We start from the raw sequence: 17617 nt of genomic DNA, 5'->3' as shown, positions 1-17617 counted from the left end.
TCCTCTGCACGGTCGCCGCCCCGGCCCCGAAAAGGGCCGGGGCGGCGGCGTGCGCGGGGGCGTGCCCGCGCACTGTTGACGGTGGCGGATACTGGACGGCCTATGGACATCGTCATCCTTGTTGCAGTCATCGCCGTGGTCGTGCTGGGCGCGATCAGCGGGCTCGTGGTCAGCGGCCGGAAGAAGAAGGCCGCCACCGCCGAGAAGCCCGCGGAGTCCCGCGCCGCGGCCACCGCACCCGCCGAACCACACGTGGGCGAGGAGGCGGCCGGCACCGCCGAAGCGCCGCGCAGAACCATCGAGGAGGTCGGTCTCCCGGCCACCGAGGCAGAGGCGCCCGCCGCTCCCGCTCCCGCCGAACCCGCCATCGAGACCCCGGAACCCAGCGCGGGACGGCTCGTACGGCTGCGCTCCCGGCTGTCCCGTTCGCAGAACTCCCTCGGCAAGGGCCTTCTCACGCTGCTCTCGCGGGAGCATCTCGACGATGCGACCTGGGAGGAGATCGAGGACACACTGCTGACCGCCGACGTCGGCGTCGCTCCCACACAGGAGCTGGTCGAACGGCTCCGCGAGCGCGTACGCGTCCTCGGCACCCGCACGCCCGAGGAGCTGCGCGGCCTGCTGCGCGCCGAGCTCCTCACGCTCGTCGGTCCCGAACTGGACCGCACCGTCCACACCGAGACCCGGGGCGCGGTCGACAGGCCGGGTGTCGTGCTGGTCGTCGGCGTGAACGGGACCGGCAAGACCACCACCACCGGGAAGCTCGGGCGCGTACTCGTCGCGGACGGCCGGTCCGTGGTGCTCGGCGCCGCCGACACCTTCCGCGCAGCCGCCGCCGACCAGCTTCAGACGTGGGGGAAGCGCGTCGGCGCCCGTACCGTGCGCGGGCCCGAGGGCGGCGACCCGGCGTCCGTGGCCTTCGACGCGGTCAAGGAGGGCACGGACGAAGGCGCCGACGTGGTGCTCATCGACACCGCCGGCCGGCTGCACACCAAGACCGGACTGATGGACGAGCTCGGCAAGGTCAAGCGCGTCGTCGAGAAGCAGGGCCCGGTCGACGAGGTGCTGCTCGTGCTCGACGCCACCACCGGTCAGAACGGCCTCGTGCAGGCCCGGGTCTTCGCCGAGGTCGTGGACATCACCGGCATCGTGCTGACGAAGCTGGACGGCACGGCCAAGGGCGGCATCGTCGTCGCCGTCCAGCGTGATCTCGGCGTGCCCGTCAAGCTGATCGGGCTCGGCGAGGGCGCCGACGACCTGGCGCCGTTCGAGCCCGAGGCCTTCGTCGACGCGCTGATCGGCGGGGAGTGACCCGGCTGCGGCGCCCTGGAGGCCCGCACGGAGGAGCGCCCCGTCCCGCGGTGCAGACGGGACGGGGCGCGCTTGCGGCGGCCGCGGGCGCTGCCGGTGCGGCGTACGGTCAGGCGGCCGACCGGTGGCAGACGTAGGCGAGCGTGCCCAGCAGCAGCCGGGCCTGCGGCGGACGGCCCGCGCACTCCAGCGTCGGAGGGCGCAGCCAGCGCACAGCGCCGAGGCCGCCCAGGTCTGAGGGCGGAGCGGTGATGTGCTCGCCCTCGCCGAGCCCGCGGAGATCCAGCCGGGCGTCGTCCCAGCCCATGCGGTAGAGGAGCTCGGGGAGTTCGGCCGCTGCTCCGGGGGCGACGAGGAACCACATGCGCCCGTGCGGCGCGAGGGCGACGGGACCGAGCGGCAGGCCCATGCGTTCGAGCCGTACCAGCGCGTGGCGGCCGGCGGCCTCGCCGACCTCGATCACGTCGAAGTGCCGCCCGGCCGGGAGCAGCAGCGCCGCGCCCGGACACTGCGCCCATGCCTCGCCCGCTTCGTCGAGGGTCGCTCCGGCGGGCACTTCGAGCGAGGCGTCGAGGGGATGCGCCCCTGGCGCGGGGCAGACGGCGGCGCCGCACGAGCACTCGGTGCGTCCGCCGACAGCACGCACGGCGCGGGCGCCCGGGACCACCGGCCACCCCCACAGCCCGGTGTACTCCGCCACGGCCGTGGCGGCGGTGGCGCGGTGGCGCCGCCGGGCGCCGGGGCGCAGCTGATGGATGTCGCGGATGCCGCCCAGACCGCCGATGGCGCCGATCGTGAAGCCCATGCTCCCTCCAACGGGTCCTGCCTGCCGATGGTTACGAGCGCGCTGCGCACAGTGACGGGTCACATGCGTGAGAGGCCGCTCGTGCCGGCCGGGTCATGTGTCAAGTGAATCGTGTGCGGCGGCCGGGGGGTTCATTCGAAGGGGTGGCGAATGGTGGCGATTCTGCGAACGCCCTCGCCTGAGCAGTGATCGGAGAGTTACTTTCGGTACACACGGATGGCGGGCAGCTTCGCCACGTGGGTATGCCGGAGGCATGGTGTCGTGGGGGCGGTGAGGGGCCTGATGGGGGCATTACCGGTTGGTGAGGGCGAGAAGCTCCCCAACGAGCAGTTGAGTTCGTGGTTCCTGCGCAGCGGCTGGTCCAAGGGCGAGCTCGCTCGCCAGGTCAACCGCCGTGCCCGGCAGTTGGGCGCGCACCACATCAGCACCGACACCTCGCGCGTACGCCGCTGGCTGGACGGGGAGCAGCCGCGCGAGCCGATTCCGCGAATCCTCTCCGAGCTCTTCTCCGAACGGTTCGGCTGCGTCGTCGCGGTCGAGGACCTCGGGCTGCGGCCCACCCGCTGCTCGCCCGCCGCCTCCGGGGTCGACCTGCCGTGGGCAGGCCCGCAGACCGTCCTGATGATCAACGAGTTCACGCGCAGCGACCTCATGCTGGGGCGGCGCGGCTTCCTGGGCACGTCGCTGGCCGTCTCCGCCGGTCCCGCGCTGATCGAGCCGATGCAGCGCTGGCTCGTTCCCAGCCCTGGGGCATCGGATGCGGGTGCCGCCGGGGGCGTCCCCGGTGCCGTCTCTGCGCCGCTCGACTCGCCTGCGTCCACTGCCTCCCCGTACGACGGCGGCGCGGCCGGCGGGCAGGTCGTGCCGCTGCCCGTCCAGGGCCAAGCGCGGCGGCGCACGGAGAAGCTGTCGATGCCCGAGATCGAACTGCTGGAGCACACCACCGTGATGTTCCGGCAGTGGGACGCGCAGTGTGGCGGCGGGCTCCGCCGCAAGGCGGTCGTCGGGCAGCTCCACGAGGTGACGGACCTGCTGCAGGAGAAGCACGCCGAGCCGGTCGGCCGGCGTCTGTTCCGAGTCACGGCCGAACTCGCCGCGCTGGCAGGCTGGATGAGCTACGACGTCGGCCTGCAGCCCACCGCGCAGAAGTACTTCGTGCTCGCTCTGCACGCCGCGAAGGAGGCGGGGGACCGGGCCCTCGGTTCGTACGTACTGAGCAAGATGGGCCGGCAGATGATCCATCTGGGCCGCCCGGACGACGCGTTGGAGCTGATCCATCTCGCGCAGTACGGCAGCCGGGAGGGCGCCACGGCCCGTACGCAGGCGATGCTGCACGCGATGGAGGCACGTGCGTACGCGAACATGGGCCAGCCCGGGAAGTGCCGGCGCGCGGTGCGCATGGCCGAGGACACCTTCGAGGACGCCGCGCCCGCCGACGGCGACCCGGACTGGATCCGCTTCTTCTCGGAGGCCGAGCTGAAGGCGGAGACCGCGCACTCCTACCGCGACCTCGCCTACTCCTCCGGCCGCAGTCCGACCTACGCGTCGATGGCGCGTCCGGCCATGGAGCGGGCCGTGGAGCTCTTCCGGCGGGAGGCGGAGGAGACCGACGGCGGCGGCCACCGCCGTTCGTACGCGCTGAACCTCCTCGGGATGGCGAGCGTGCATCTGCTGCAGAAGGAGCCGGAGGACTGCGCCTTCCGCGCAGGCGAGGCGATAGAGGTCGCCAGGACACTCCGCTCAGAGCGCGTGAACAACCGGCTGCGCAGGACGGCCGCGTGGGCGGCGCGCGACTTCGGCGAGGTGGCGGAGGTCGTGCGGCTCGGTGAGCGGCTGGCGGCGGAGCTGCACGACACCGAGGCGGTCGCAGTGGCGGGGTGAGCCCGCCGCGCTCCGGTGCCGGACCGGAAAACGACGGATCGGCGAACTCATGGAACCCATACGTGAGTTGATCCGTCCAACCCCTGACAACCGGCCGCGACAAGCACCCCGGACACCCGACAGGCTCCCCCCGATGCCATGTCATTCAGGGTGCGCGTCGCGGCCGGTTCCTCTTGCCCGAGCGTGGAGCGGCTCCTTCTCCCGTCTGTCCGGCAGTTCACCGGCACGTAACACCACCGCGCGGATCGTCACCACGGCGAAACAACGCGCGGCATCGACGGAAACGCAGCGCGGCGACTGTGGCTGGCACCCCCCGGCCTTCCCGCCCGCCCCGTCCGTTCCCGCGCGGGCCGGTACTTTGAGGAGACGTCCATTGAACGGCGCCGATACCGCATTCGTACTGATCAGCGCATTTCTGGTCATGTTGATGACGCCTGGCCTCGCCTTCTTCTACGGAGGCATGGTCCGCGTCAAGAGCGCGCTCAACATGCTGATGATGTCCTTCGTGTCGCTGGGCATCGTGAGCATCCTCTGGGTGCTCTACGGCTACTCCCTCGCCTTCGGGCCCGACACCGGCGGCGTCATCGGCAACTTCGACTTCGCCGGGCTGAAGGGCATCACTGACGGAACGCTCACCGAGAAGGGCGGCGTTCCGGTATTCGCGTTCGCGCTCTTCCAGATGATGTTCGCGATCCTCACGCCCGCGCTGATGAGCGGGGCGCTCGCCGACCGCGTCAAGTTCGGCGCCTGGGCCGCGTTCATCGCGCTGTGGGCGACCCTCGTCTACTTCCCCGTCGCGCACTGGGTGTGGGCCGAGGGCGGCTGGCTCTTCGAACTCGGCGTGATCGACTTCGCCGGAGGCACCGCCGTACACATCAACGCCGGTGTCGGCGCTCTCGCGGCCGTGCTGGTCGTCGGCAAGCGCATCGGCTTCAAGAAGGACCCGATGCGTCCGCACAGCCTGCCGCTGGTGGTGCTCGGCGCCGCCCTGCTGTGGTTCGGCTGGTTCGGATTCAACGCCGGCTCGGCGCTCGCCGCGGACGGCACCGCCGCCCTCATGGCCATGAACACGCAGCTGGCGACGGGAGCGGCCGTACTGGGCTGGCTCGTCTACGAGCGCGTACGGCACGGCGCCTCCACCACCCTCGGTGCCGCCTCGGGCGCCATCGCGGGGCTCGTCGCGATCACCCCGTCCGGTGCGCACGTCAACGCCGTGGGCGCGCTGGCCATCGGTCTGGTCGCCGGGCTCGTGTGCTCCTGGGCCGTCAGCCTCAAGTTCAAGCTGGGCTTCGACGATTCGCTGGACGTCGTGGGCGTGCACCTCGTCGGTGGTGTCATCGGCACGCTGATGGTCGGGCTCCTGGCCACCGGGGGCGAAGGCGGCCTGGCGCAGTTCGGCAAGCAGGCCACCGGGGCCTTCTCGGTGATGGGCTACTCGTTCGTGGTCTCCTGGATCATCGCAAAGCTGATCCACGTGACGATCGGTATGCGTGCGAGCGATGACGAGGAGACCGGCGGCCTCGACCGCGCCTTCCACGCAGAGACCGCGTACGACTTCAGCGCGGTCGGCGGCTCCACCTCGGCCTCCTCCGCACCCTCTTCCGGTGCGCCCGCGGCACGTCCCGCCGCGGCGGTGCCCGGCACGGGAGCAGACGACGACGAGGCGACGACGGACGGCCGGCTCTCCGGGAAGAAGGTTGACGCATGAAGCTCATCACGGCGGTCATCAAGCCGCACCAGCTGGAGGACGTGAAGGAGGCGCTGCGCGCCTTCGGCGTGCAGGGCCTGACGGTCACCGAGTCCAGCGGATACGGACGCCAGCGCGGCCACACCGAGGTCTACCGGGGCGCCGAGTACACCGTCGACCTCGTGCCGAAGGTACGGATCGAGGTGCTGGCGGAGGACGAGGACGCCGAGGAGCTCCTGGAGATCGTGGTCAAGTCCGCCCGTACCGGGAAAATCGGCGACGGCAAGGTCTGGACGGTGCCCGTCGAGACCGCCGTACGGGTCCGCACCGGCGAGCGCGGACCGGACGCCCTCTAGGCGACGGTGCACATGGGCGGACACGCGGGAGCGCCGCACGGCACGGCGACGGCGACGGAAGCGGCGACGGCGACGGAGGCGGAAGCCGAAGTGGAAGCGGAGGCGGGCGGCTACGCGGCGGCCCGGCTGCGTCTCCTGCGCGGCGAGGACGGTACGGCGGCGGGGGCGCCCCGCCGTGCCGAACTGGCGCGTCTGACCGACCGCTGGCTGGCCGGGCTGCTGGGGGACGCAGGTCCGGGATTCGCCCTGGTCGCCGTCGGCGGTTACGGACGAGGAGAGCTGTCCCCGCGCAGCGACCTGGATCTGCTGCTGCTCCACGACGGCAGCGCTGGGCCCGGCGGCGTCGCGCGGGTCGCGGACCGTGTCTGGTATCCGGTCTGGGATCTCGGCATCGCCCTGGACCACTCCGTACGTACCACCGCCGAGGCCCGTGCCACGGCGAAGGACGACCTGAAGGTCCAGCTCGGGCTCCTCGACGCGCGGCACGTCGCGGGCGACGAGGGGCTCACCGCCGGCATGCGCACAGAGCTGCTCGCACAGTGGCGGGCACAGGCCCCGGGCCGCCTCCCGGAGCTGCTGGAGATGGCCGGGGAACGGGCGCGTACCCAGGGGGAGCTGCGCTTTCTGCTGGAGCCCGATCTGAAGGAGGCACACGGCGGACTCCGGGACGCCACGGCGCTGCGCGCGGTCGCCGCGTCCTGGCTGGCGGACGCGCCGCGCGGGGGACTGGCGGAGGCACGCGAGGCGCTGCTTGACGTCCGCGACGAGCTTCACCTCTCCACCGGCCGCGCCACCGACCGGCTCGCCCTGCAGGACCAGGACCAGGTCGCCGCCGCGCTGGGGCTAGCGGACGCCGACGCCCTGCTGCGGCAGGTATACGAGGCGGCCCGCACCGTCGCCTACGCCGCCGACGTGACATGGCGCGAGGTGGGCCGCGTGCTGAAGTCGCGGGGCGGGCGCGCCTCGCGGCTGCGCGGGCTGCTCGGCGGCAAGGGCGGATCCGGCGCCGGCCGCGGCGGTACGCGGCAGGGCGCCGGGCAGGAACGTACGCCGCTGGCCGAGGGCGTCGTCGAGCACGAGGGCGAGGCGGCGCTCGCCCGTACGGCCAGGCCCGACCGGGACCCCGTGCTGCCGCTGCGTGCCGCCGCGGCCGCCGCGCAGGCACAGCTTCCGCTGGCGCTGCCCGCCGTACGGAGGATGGCGGCGGCGCCCGGTCTGCCGGTGCCCTGGCCCGCCGAGGCGCGCGAGGAGTTCATCACCCTGCTCGGCGCGGGCGAGGCGACGGTGCCCGTATGGGAGGCGCTCGACGCCGAGGGCCTGATCGGCCGTCTGCTGCCGGACTGGGAGCGGGTGCGGTGCCGCCCGCAACGCAATCCTGTGCACCGCTTCACCGTCGACCGTCATCTGGTGGAGACCGCGGTACGTGCGTCAGCCCTGACCCGGCGCGTGGAGCGCCCGGACCTGCTGCTGGCCGCGGCCCTGCTGCACGACATCGGCAAGGGCTGGCCGGGGGACCACTCCGTGGTGGGCGAGACGATCGCGTACGACATGGCCTGCCGGATGGGCTTCGGCGCACAGGACGCGGATGTGCTCGCCAGGCTCGTACGTCACCATCTGCTGCTGGTGGACACCGCGACCCGGCGGGATCTCGACGACCCGGCTACGGTCCGGTCGGTCGCCGACCTCGTGGGCAGCGTGGGCACGCTGGAACTGCTGCACGCGCTGACCGAGGCCGACGCGCTGGCCACGGGCCCGGCGGCGTGGTCGGCATGGCGGGGCACTCTCGTCGCGGACCTGGTCAAACGGGTCGCGGGGGTGCTGGCGGGCGAGGCGGTGGAGGAGCACACCGAACCGTTCGTGCCGTCGGCGGAGGCGGAACGGCTGGCGATCGAGTCGTGGCGCACGCAGGGCCCCGCTCTCGCGCTCAGCACAGCGGGAGCTGACGAGCGGCGATACGCGGACGGACGCGACCCTGGCGGTGACGGAGGCTCTCGCGGCGACGGAGGTCCTCCAGGCGACGGAGGCCCCGGCCGGGATCACGCGGGCCATGCCGGCGACGCGGACGCGTCGCACGGCGGGCAGGTCGGCGTCGAGCTGCTGGTCACCGTCCCGGCACGTCCAGCGCCGGACTGTCCGGCCCCTGCGCCGGGAACGCCCGGCGGTACGGAGGCCTACGCGATGGGTGCGCTTCCCGCCGTCGCCGGCGTCCTCGCGTTGCACCGGATGACCGTACGGGCGGCGGACCTGCGCGTGCTGCGGCTGCCCGGGACGGTGACCGGGGCCGTGACAGGGGGCACGAGCGCGGAGCCCGGCGACCCCGGCGACGCCGGCGAGGACGCGGCCGTGCTGCTGCTGTCGTGGCGAGTGGCCGCCGAGTACGGCTCGCTGCCCCCGGCGCTGCGGCTCCGCGCGGACCTGGCGCGCGCCCTCGAAGGCTCCCTCGACATCGCGGCCCGCCTCGCCGAACGCGAGGCCGCCTACCGCGGTCCGCGGCGCCGGCGGCCGGGGCAGGCTCCGCCTCCGCGCGTCACGGTGGCGCCGGGCGGCTCCGAGCTGGCGACCGTACTGGAGGTACGGGCACAGGACGCCCCCGGCCTGCTGTACCGCATCGGACGTGCGCTGGAGGGTGCCGGCGTACTGGTCCGCAGCGCGCACGTCAGCACGCTCGGCGCCAACGCCGTCGACGCCTTCTACCTCACGGGGGCCGACGGCGGCCCGCTGCCTCCCGCCGAGGCCGCCGGGCTGGCCCGCGAACTCGAACATGAGCTGGGACGCGTACCGGACGAGGCGGCGTAGCGGCGTAACGGAGTACCGCGCGGGGCGGCGAACCGGGGGACAGCACCGAACCGGGCGGCCCGTGCCCGCTGCCCGCAAAGCGGCCGCCCAACCGGTCGCCGCCCGGACCTGACCGCACTCCGCGCGGACGGATACCCTGGGAGGCCGACTGCCGACCTGACCCAGTACCCAGACGCGAAGGACCCGCGAACGCCGTGTTCGACACTCTCTCCGATCGCCTCGCAGCGACCTTCAAGAATCTCCGGGGCAAGGGCCGCTTGTCCGAGGCGGACATCGACGCCACGGCGCGCGAGATCCGCATCGCCCTGCTGGAGGCGGATGTCGCCCTGCCCGTCGTGCGCGCCTTCATCAAGCAGGTCAAGGAGCGCGCGGTGGGGAGCGAGGTCTCCCAGGCACTGAATCCCGCGCAGCAGGTCATCAAGATCGTCAACGAGGAGCTCGTAGGCATCCTCGGTGGCGAGACGCGCCGCCTGCGGTACGCGAAGAATCCGCCGACCGTCATCATGCTTGCCGGCCTGCAGGGTTCCGGTAAGACGACGCTTGCGGGCAAGCTCGGCCGCTGGCTCAAGCAGCAGGGGCACGCACCGCTGCTCGTCGCCTGTGACCTGCAGCGCCCCAACGCCGTCAACCAGCTCTCCGTCGTGGCCGAGCGTGCGGGCGTCGCCGTCTTCGCGCCGGAGCCGGGCAACGGCGTGGGCGACCCGGTGAAGGTCGCCGAGGACTCGGTGGTCCACGCGCGCGACAAGCACCATGACGTCATCGTCGTCGACACCGCCGGGCGCCTCGGCATCGACGAGGAGCTGATGCGGCAGGCCGCCGACATCCGGGACGCGGTCAGCCCCGACGAGATCCTCTTCGTCGTCGACGCGATGATCGGTCAGGACGCGGTCACCACGGCCGAGGCCTTCCGTGACGGCGTCGGCTTCGACGGCGTGGTGCTCTCCAAGCTCGACGGCGACGCACGCGGCGGCGCCGCACTCTCGGTCGCCCAGGTCACCGGCAAGCAGATCATGTTCGCCTCCAACGGCGAGAAGCTGGACGACTTCGACGCGTTCCACCCGGACCGCATGGCCTCCCGGATCCTCGGCATGGGCGACATGCTCACGCTGATCGAGAAGGCCGAGCAGACCTTCGACCAGCAAGAGGCCGAGAAGATGGCCGCGAAGCTGCAGAAGGGGCCGAAGGAGTTCACGCTCGACGACTTCCTGGCGCAGATGGAGCAGGTCCGCAAGATGGGCTCCATCTCCAAGCTGCTCGGGATGATGCCCGGCATGGGCCAGATGAAGGAGCAGATCAACGACCTCGACGAGCGCGAGGTCGACCGTACGGCCGCGATCATCAAGTCGATGACGCCCGGCGAGCGCGCCGAGCCGACGCTGATCAACGGCTCGCGCCGGGCTCGTATCGCGAGGGGCTCCGGCGTGGAGGTCAGCGCCGTGAAGAACCTGGTGGAGCGGTTCTTCGAGGCCCGCAAGATGATGTCCCGCATGGCGCAGGGCGGCGGAATGCCTGGCATGCCGGGGATGCCCGGAATGGGCGGCGGTGCCGGCAAGAAGAAGGCCAAGCAGCAGAAGAAGGCCAAGGGCAAGCGCCAGTCGGGCAACCCGATGAAGCGCAAGCAGGAGGAGCAGGCCGCTGCCGAGCGCAAGGCCGCGGGTGCGGGCAGCGCCTTCGGCGGTACGGGCGAGGGGCAGGCCCCTCAGGACTTCGAACTTCCGCAGGAGTTCAAGGACATGCTGCCCCCGAAGTGAACCATCGGGCGTGGGGGCGGATGATGTCGTTCATGCGCGTATACATCCGGCCCCCGCAGCCCGGCGACGAGACCGCCTACCGAGAGGCGGTGCTCCGCTCGGCCGACCATCTCAGCCCCTGGAACCCGGTGGAGCCGGACGGGCTCCCGGACCTTCTGCGGCGTCAGGGCCCCGCGCTCCGCAGCTTCATGATCTTCGACAGTGAGGACGACGGGCTGGTCGGCCGCGTCAACGTCGCGAACATCGTGCGTGCCCGCTTCTGCAACGGAGCGCTCGGCTACGACAGTTACGTGCCGTACGCGGGCACGGGCCGGATGAGCGAGGGGATGCGGCTCATCGTCGACCGGTGCTTCGAGAGCGCACCGCAGGGGCTGGGGCTGCACCGCCTGGAGATCAACGTCCAGCCCGAGAATCACCGCTCCACCGCCATGGCGCAGCGTCTCGGCTTCCGGCACGAGGGCTTCTCGCCACGGCTGCTCTTCCTGAACGACGCCTGGCGGGACCACGAGCGCTTCGCGATCACCGCCGAGGAGTGGCCGGAGGCGCGGGCCGCCGGGCACCGCGGGCGGGACCGCCGGCAGGACCGCGGCCGGTCCGCATCGCGGACGGGGCGGACCGGGCGGCCGGGGCAGGGCGTCGACCTGAGCGTCGAGCACTGACGGCGTCGAGGAGAACGGTGCGCTCTCGGCCGTACGACGGTACGACGGCGGAGTCGTGCCTGATCAGCGCGACAGCGTCTTCGGCTGAGGCCGAGACTGAACCCGAGGGCCGAGGGGAGACCGTCGGCGTCAGACGGGGAGCGGCACACCCGCGGCCGGGCCCGCCGCTCCCTGGCCGATGCCCAGGAAACGCGCCGCCGTGGCGCCAATGTCCGCCAGTGACCCCGCGTCAGGGAGGAGCAGGGGCGCGGCGGCGCCGCTCTCGCCGGCGCCGGGACGGTGGATGAGCACCGGCGCGTACTCACGCGTGTGGAACGCGTGGCCGATCGCAGGGTCGTTGCCGTGGTCAGCGGTGACGATCAGCCGGTCGCCCGGACGGTCCAACTCCCGGAGCAGCCCGCCCAGTCCGGCGTCCGCCTCCTCCAGCACGGCGCCGAAGCGGACCGCGTCCTGCTGATGACCGGCCAGGTCCGTCTCCTGCACATTGGCCACCACGAGTGCCGGCGTGCCTCCGGTTTCCGCCGCCGCGCGCACGGCGGCGAGCGTGTGCGCCAGCACCTCGTCCGTACGTACGGCAGGGCGGCGCACCGCGCTCCCGCAGGCGAGGATGTCCGCCGCCTTCCCGACGAGGGTGACCGCGGCCCCGGCGCGTGCTGCGAGCTCGGGCAGCTGCCGTGCGTGGTCCACAGGCGCGCCCAGGTGCTGCACCCGCAGGCCGCCGTTGCGGTAGAAGCCGGTCGCCGGGGTGTCCAGGCCGACGGTGCCGCCGTCTCCCTGCCGTACGAAGGCGGGCAGCGGACGGTCCGAGTGACCGCCCACCGCGATGACGCGGGCGACCGGCGCCACCTCGCGCACCGTACGGGCGACGGCGAGGATCCGCTCGAAGGGCTGGTCGGCGAGGCGGGCGGAGGCGTTCCAGTTGATGCCGGGGTCCGCCTCCAGGTTGTCGTGCACCAGGACGTGCCCGTCGACCACGAGCACCGGACGGTCCTCCAGCGGTTCGGCCTTGTGCCCGGCCTGTTCCAGTGCCTGTGTCACTTCCGTGAGGTGCTCGCCCAGGCGTGCGACGGCGACCCGGCTGAAGTCGGCGCCCATCATGGTCTGGTGACCGGCGTAGGTGTCCGCGCCGTCGTAACCGAGGCGGGCCCGTGCGACCGCGACGGGCAGCACCGTCCGGGACGCGAGGGCGGGATGGGGACGGAGCAGGCCGAGGCCGAGGGCGCCGAGGGCGGGGAGCCGCAGATGTCTGCCGTGGGCGGAACGGCACTGGTCGAGCAGGTGCCCGAGTGTGTCGGCGGCGCGGTCGCCGGGGCGCAGCGCGCCCGCGTCGGGCATGGCCCCGATGCCGAGCCCGTCGAGGACGAGGACGACCGTCCGTCCGGTGGCATCCGTACGGGACGCACGGGACGCACGGGACGCACGGGACGCACGGGACGTACGCGGTGCACGCGCTGCATGGGGCGTGCCGCCGGGGGCGCCGCCGGTCACAGCGCCCGCCCGTGTGAGTCGTACAGGCCGGTCAGCTCGGGCGCCCCCGAGGAGAGGCCGGAGACGACGGCGACGCTGCTGCGTGTGACGAACATCTGGGTGCGGAAGGCGAGGACCGTCGTATCGCCCGCCCGTACGGGTGGCGTGCCCGGGGGTGGCGCGTCCAGCAGCCGGTAGTAGTCGATGTTCTCCGCCGGCATGTCCTGTACGGGCAGCCGCACTCCGGTGCGGGGCAGCAGCGCGTCCCTGATGCCCGCCCGCGGATAGAAACCCCCTCCGTGCAGGGCGGGCCGCCCGTCGGCGAGGGTGTGGGAGACCTCGGTGACGTAGACGTAGCCCGGCTGTTCCGGCTGGTGCGGATCGAGCGCGTGCAGCGGAGTCGTACCGGTGAGCGCGTGGCCCGGTTCGCCGTGCGTGGCGCCGAGCCGGGCGAGCAGCGGCAGCGCTGTGACCGAAGTGGCGCCCGGAGCACTGAGCTTGAGGCCGCCGTGGCCACGGCCCTCCAGGAGCGCACGGGCATCGCGCACCCTCCCGAACGTCTCCGTCGGCCGCGGTGCGCCGGTCGCCGGGTCGCACAGCAGGCACGGGAAGCCGGTCACTCCCGCGATGCGTATGCCGGGCATGCCCTCGGCCTCGTCCGCGAAGGCTTCGACGCCCTCAGGCGGCACTCCGCCCTCCTGCCCCGGATACACCGAACCGGGCGCGCCCGCGACGCGCAGCAGTACGTCCTGTACGAAGCCCTGCCGGCGCGCTTCGTCGGACACGGCGCGGGCGTTGTCCGTATCGAAGACCGTGACCGCTTCCGGGCGGCGGGCCAGCATCTCGGGCAGTGCCCGGCGGGGGATCTGCACGAGGTGCCCGATGTTGCCGGGACGGGCGCCGGCTGCGTGCAGGGCACGCGCCTCGGGTGCGTCGATGGCGGCGGACACCGGCAGACGGCGGGCGACGGCGGCGATCAGTTCCGGGTTGCGGCCGAGCTGCTTCACGACGAACCACAGCGACAGACCGAGCAGTTGGGCCTTCGCGGCGAGCAGCCCGGCGTTGGCCTCGACGGCGTCACGGTCGACGACGTAGGTGTCCGGCGGAATCGTCCCGTCCCGGTGCAGCGCGGCAGCCGCGTCCGCGAGCGCGGGGTTGCGGGCGAGGACGGTGTCGAGGAACAAGGTCGGTCCTCCGGGGACGGCTGGGACTGGAACCGGGGCTGGGGGATGGGGGCGTCGGGGCGCGGCCGGTCAGGTCTCTCCCGCGCCGTGCCCGGCGTACAGGTCCTCCAGCGCGCGCCGCAGGATGTCCAGGACGAGTCCGGCCCCGGCCCGCATGGGGTTGATCCGCACGGTCCAGTCGGCGAGTGAGGGATCGTCGTCCAGGGAGGACGCGGACATCCGGTAGAAGAGCGGGGCCACCTCGTAGCGCGAGTTGGCACCGACCGGGTACGGGGCGGCCCCGTAGCGCGCCGCGCACGCGGGCAGCCCGCGTGCCACGGGCCGGTCGAGGCGCAGCACCAGGCAGCGGTCCTGCACGTTCGCGAGGCGCACCTCCGCCACCCCCGGCACCTCGCCGGCCTCCAGCCGTTCGGCGATCTGGGCCCCCGTACGCGACTGCACGGCCCACATCACCGGTACGTGCGTGAGCGCGCGCAGCGCGTCCAGCGCCTGGTGGCCCTGTACCTGGCCGCCGCCCGAGTAGTTGTCGGCGTGCACCCGCCCGACGAGCTCGCTGGAGCCGACCACCGCCCCGACGCCCTCCGGGCCGTGCAGCTTGAACAGGGAGAAGCACGAGGCCTCGGCGCCCATCTCGACGCCGCTCGCCGGCACCCGGAAGACCGCATAGTTGTCGTCCACGATCGTCCGCACACCGGCGGCCCGGCACAGCCGCAGCACCTCGCCCGGGTCGTAGGAGTCGGCCAGCCGCTGCCGCGAGTGCTGTACGTACGCGTAGCGGAAGTCCCCGCTCGCCAGGGCCGATTCCAGCGCCGCCCGGTCGTTGAAGTCGGCCTCGTGAGCGCGTACGCCCAGTCCGCGCAGCGTGACCGCGGTGGTGCGGTAGACCGGCGCGCGGTGGATGAGCAGCGCCTCGCCCGGGACGAGCACCGCGCCGAGCGCGCTGCGGATCGCGCCGGTGCCCGCGCCCTGCACCAGCGCCGCCGCTCCGGCGCCGAAGAAGTCCGCCAGTACGGCCTCCACCCGCGCGGTCGTACGCGGCCTGCCGGGCCCCGGGACCACGCCGGCGTCCGCTTCGAAGAGCTGTGCGCCCTCGAAGTGCCGTGCTGTGCACTCCAGCAGCCGGAACTGCGCGTCGACGGCTTCCTCCAGCGGCACGGTGGGGAGCGGGAACGTACGCGGCAGTCGTGGCGCGTTCATCTCACAGCTCCTCGCCGTCGTTCGTTCTCGTTCCGGTCGTGCCATCGGTGCCGTCTGTGCTGTCGGTCCCGCCCAAGCCATCCGTCCCGCCCGAACCGTCCGTGCCGCCCGTCAGGAAGCGCAGCGGGTTCCGCCTGGTGAGCAGATCGATCAGGTCGTCGTCGGCTCCCGCGGCGCGCAGCCGCGGAAGGAAGGAGCGGAAGAGGTGGCCGTACCCGGTGCCGCCCTCGCTCGTGAGATAGCCGTACCGCGAGATGTCGCAGCTCAGCAGCGCCCTGTCGGCGTGCCCGGCGTCCAGCAGCGCGAGCAGCAGCCGCAGCCGTGCCTCGTCGCTCCGGTAGCTCTCCTTGCCGACGGTGTCGAAGGCCACGTACGCGCCCGCCGCCGCCAGTTCGCGGTGCACCCCCGGGTCGTCGAGCAGGTCCTGGTGCCCGATGCTCACCCGGTGGGGGGCGAGGCCCGCCCCGGTGAGGAGCTCCAGCTGTGCCGGCCCGCCCCGTCCGAGCTGGGCGTGCGTGGCGACGGACAGCCCCGTCGCCCGTGCCGCGTGCGCGGCGGCCGTGAGCGTACGGACCTCCGCCGCGCCCGGTGCGCCGCCGTGGCTGCCGGCCTCGCCGATGACACCTGGCAGCACGCCCGTGCCGCCGATCCCGTCCTCGATCTCGCGGACCAGTTCGCCGGTCAGCTCCCCGACGCCCGCGCCGGAGGTCTCCGGCGGGTGGAAGCGTTCGTAGTACCAGCCCGTGCCCGCGACGACCGCGACCCCCGACTCCTGTGCGATACGCGCGAGGGCCCGGGCGTCACGGCCCATGCCGCGGCACGTCAACTCGACGACGAGGGAGAGCCCGAACTCCTCGCGCAAGGCGGCGAGTTCGGAGGTGACGGCCTGGCGGTGGCGGGCGCCGAGCACGGCCGTGGGGTCGCCGCCGCGGGAGAGATCCAGCGCCAGATGCTCGTGTGCCAGCACCGGCCCGTCCACCCGCTCCGGCGCGAGCGGTCCGGCGACGGTACGGACGAGGCGCGCGGGATGCTGCTCGTACATGGTGCTCGGTGCCGCCTTCCCGTCCGGTGCCCGGTACGCCGCCGCTGTCAGCCCTTGACAGGGGTGAACAGGTCGAGCCAGTACAGGAGATTGAGCAGCACGCCGCCCACCAGGACCGCGGCCGGAGCGGCGGCCATGCGGACCACGACCCGGCCCATCGCCTCGTTGAGCAGATAGAGACCGCCCACGATGAGGATGCCGAGCCCGCCGCCCATGGTGTTCGCCGCCAGCAGCGAGCCGAACAGGATGGCCAGCCAGAGGCTTTCGCTGATCGCGTTCCGCAGGTGTTCGGAGGAGTCCCGTACGGACGGCAGCCGCCCGAGCATCCTGCCGATCCAGGACAGGGCCAGCACCTCGACGGCGAAGACGGCCGCGCCGGCGAGGAGCGCCAGCCACGGGCTCGGCAGCAGATAGCCGATCGGATAGACGAAGGTGAACCCGGCGATCGCGTACGCGCCGGAGGCCAGCGCGGTGGTGGCGATCAGCGGTATGAAACCGAAGACGCGGTAGAAGTCGACCTGGGCGGCGCCGGAGTAGTCGCCCTTGGCTATGAGGAAGCTCGTGGCCTCGCCGCCCCCGAAGACGTGCATCTGGGCCAGCAGACAGACTCCCGCGCCCAGCACCATGAAGAGCGGCAGGTGCCGGCGCAGCCGGGTGGCGCTCGCGCTGAACAGCGACTGCATCGGATCTTCGAGCTCCGCCTCGGACACCCGCCTGCCCTCGGCCCCGCTCCCGGAGGCCCCGGAGCCGGTGCCGGCCCCGGAGCCGGAGCCGGTGCCGGCCCCGGAGCCGGTCTCGGCGTCCGCCTTCGCCGCTGCCCTGTCCGCCCGCCGCTGCCGTACGTCCTTGGCTGTCGCGAACCCGATGAGCATGACCACACCCACCGCCATCGCCGCTGCGCCGGGGAACACATCGGGCCACAGCTTCATCGTGAGGATCACCAGGGCGAGTTCCACCACACCGGCGATGCCGCCGCGGAGCTTTCCGAACTGCCTGGTGATCGCGAGCACCGGGAAGAGCGTGAAGAGGAAGAGAATCGGGGTCGCCATCTGCTGCATGGCCGTCAGGAAGTCGACGGGCAGATCGTGCGCGACGTCGTTCGCCCCGTTCAGCCCGAAGATGACCAGCGCTCCCCAGGCGCCGCCCAGCAGGGGAGCGAGCCACTTCTTCGGAGCGAGAAGCCCGAGCACGTCGGTCGGCAGGAACAGCAGCCACGGATTGAGCACTCCGGTGGACAGCGCCATGGGCGCACCGAGCCCGAAGATGAACCCGGCGGAGAGCCCGAAGGAGACCGCGGTGGTGGCGCTGCGGGTGCTGCGGCCCTGGATGAAGTCCAGCATGAACGGGCGTACGCCGTCGTTGAAGACGGCCAGCGCCAGATGGGATATGAGCGCAGTCAGCGCGCACAGGACGATGACGGTCGTCTGCTGGGCGAACGAGAAATCGAGGCTCTTGCCGCCCGCTGCGGCCGCGCCTGCCAT

At 72.7% G+C, this 17617-nt stretch carries 12 protein-coding genes and 1 pseudogene; 7 read left to right on the top strand and 6 right to left on the bottom strand.

Annotated elements, in window-relative coordinates:
* The first annotated feature begins 102 nt into the window (after positions 1-102).
* A complete protein-coding gene (gene ftsY, locus ACSMXX_RS07460) occupies positions 103-1311 on the top strand; it encodes a signal recognition particle-docking protein FtsY (protein ID WP_473183251.1) in 1209 nt (402 codons plus the stop codon).
* 109 nt (positions 1312-1420) lie between these two features.
* Here ftsY and ACSMXX_RS07455 read toward each other — a convergent pair whose 3' ends face one another.
* Positions 1421-2116, bottom strand: a complete 696-nt coding sequence (locus ACSMXX_RS07455) for a bifunctional DNA primase/polymerase (protein WP_473183250.1) — start codon at positions 2114-2116, stop codon at positions 1421-1423.
* A 282-nt stretch (positions 2117-2398) separates the two neighbouring features.
* Here ACSMXX_RS07455 and ACSMXX_RS07450 point away from each other — a divergent pair, with 282 nt between their 5' ends.
* The 6 genes and pseudogenes from ACSMXX_RS07450 to ACSMXX_RS07425 all read left to right on the top strand — a co-directional run.
* Positions 2399-3997 carry a hypothetical protein gene (locus tag ACSMXX_RS07450; protein WP_473183249.1) on the top strand — a complete coding sequence of 533 codons (1599 nt, stop codon included), beginning with the start codon at positions 2399-2401 and terminating at the stop codon, positions 3995-3997.
* Between the two features lie 373 nt (positions 3998-4370).
* Positions 4371-5705, top strand: a complete 1335-nt coding sequence (locus tag ACSMXX_RS07445) for an ammonium transporter (protein ID WP_473183248.1) — start codon at positions 4371-4373, stop codon at positions 5703-5705.
* A complete protein-coding gene (locus tag ACSMXX_RS07440; RefSeq protein ID WP_473183247.1) occupies positions 5702-6040 on the top strand; it encodes a P-II family nitrogen regulator in 339 nt (112 codons plus the stop codon). Before ACSMXX_RS07445 ends, ACSMXX_RS07440 begins: the two co-directional genes overlap by 4 nt.
* Positions 6041-6052: 12 nt before the next feature.
* Positions 6053-8836 carry a [protein-PII] uridylyltransferase gene (locus ACSMXX_RS07435; RefSeq protein WP_473183246.1) on the top strand — a complete coding sequence of 928 codons (2784 nt, stop codon included), beginning with the start codon at positions 6053-6055 and terminating at the stop codon, positions 8834-8836.
* A 194-nt stretch (positions 8837-9030) separates the two neighbouring features.
* Positions 9031-10587, top strand: a complete 1557-nt coding sequence (ffh, locus tag ACSMXX_RS07430) for a signal recognition particle protein (RefSeq protein WP_473183245.1) — start codon at positions 9031-9033, stop codon at positions 10585-10587.
* 20 nt (positions 10588-10607) lie between these two features.
* Positions 10608-11126: pseudogene (locus ACSMXX_RS07425) on the top strand (GNAT family N-acetyltransferase); the annotation flags it as partial.
* A 249-nt stretch (positions 11127-11375) separates the two neighbouring features.
* On the opposite strand, the gene ACSMXX_RS07420 reads toward ACSMXX_RS07425, so the two are convergent.
* The 5 genes from ACSMXX_RS07420 to ACSMXX_RS07400 all read right to left on the bottom strand — a co-directional run bounded on the left by ACSMXX_RS07420 (position 11376) and on the right by ACSMXX_RS07400 (position 17617).
* Positions 11376-12734 (bottom strand): phosphopentomutase, encoded by a 1359-nt coding sequence (locus tag ACSMXX_RS07420; protein ID WP_473183244.1) that lies wholly within the window; start codon positions 12732-12734, stop codon positions 11376-11378.
* Positions 12731-13897, bottom strand: a complete 1167-nt coding sequence (locus ACSMXX_RS07415; RefSeq protein ID WP_473183243.1) for an alanine racemase — start codon at positions 13895-13897, stop codon at positions 12731-12733. Before ACSMXX_RS07415 ends, ACSMXX_RS07420 begins: the two co-directional genes overlap by 4 nt.
* A 69-nt stretch (positions 13898-13966) precedes the next feature.
* Positions 13967-15094 (bottom strand): aminotransferase class V-fold PLP-dependent enzyme, encoded by a 1128-nt coding sequence (locus ACSMXX_RS07410; RefSeq protein ID WP_473183242.1) that lies wholly within the window; start codon positions 15092-15094, stop codon positions 13967-13969.
* Between the two features lies 1 nt (position 15095).
* On the bottom strand, positions 15096-16136 hold the full coding sequence (locus ACSMXX_RS07405) for a phosphotriesterase family protein (protein ID WP_473183241.1): 1041 nt from the start codon (positions 16134-16136) through the stop codon (positions 15096-15098).
* A 47-nt stretch (positions 16137-16183) separates the two neighbouring features.
* Entirely contained in the window at positions 16184-17617 is a 1434-nt protein-coding gene (locus ACSMXX_RS07400) for a YhfT family protein (RefSeq protein ID WP_473184680.1), read from the bottom strand.

Source organism: Streptomyces sp. DSM 116795 (genome assembly GCF_055792905.1).
The sequence above is the reverse complement of the archived record's forward strand: the minus strand, read 5'-3'. Positions and strand labels throughout refer to the sequence as shown.

Coding starts and splice junctions, on each gene's coding strand:
- ACSMXX_RS07400 (WP_473184680.1), bottom strand. CDS start 17,617: ATGGCAGGCGCGGCCGCAGCGGGCGGCAAGAGCCTCGATTTCTCGTTC.
- ACSMXX_RS07405 (WP_473183241.1), bottom strand. CDS start 16,136: ATGTACGAGCAGCATCCCGCGCGCCTCGTCCGTACCGTCGCCGGACCG.
- ACSMXX_RS07450 (WP_473183249.1), top strand. CDS start 2,399: ATGGGGGCATTACCGGTTGGTGAGGGCGAGAAGCTCCCCAACGAGCAG.
- ACSMXX_RS07410 (WP_473183242.1), bottom strand. CDS start 15,094: ATGAACGCGCCACGACTGCCGCGTACGTTCCCGCTCCCCACCGTGCCG.
- ACSMXX_RS07435 (WP_473183246.1), top strand. CDS start 6,053: ATGGGCGGACACGCGGGAGCGCCGCACGGCACGGCGACGGCGACGGAA.
- ACSMXX_RS07440 (WP_473183247.1), top strand. CDS start 5,702: ATGAAGCTCATCACGGCGGTCATCAAGCCGCACCAGCTGGAGGACGTG.
- ftsY (WP_473183251.1), top strand. CDS start 103: ATGGACATCGTCATCCTTGTTGCAGTCATCGCCGTGGTCGTGCTGGGC.
- ACSMXX_RS07455 (WP_473183250.1), bottom strand. CDS start 2,116: ATGGGCTTCACGATCGGCGCCATCGGCGGTCTGGGCGGCATCCGCGAC.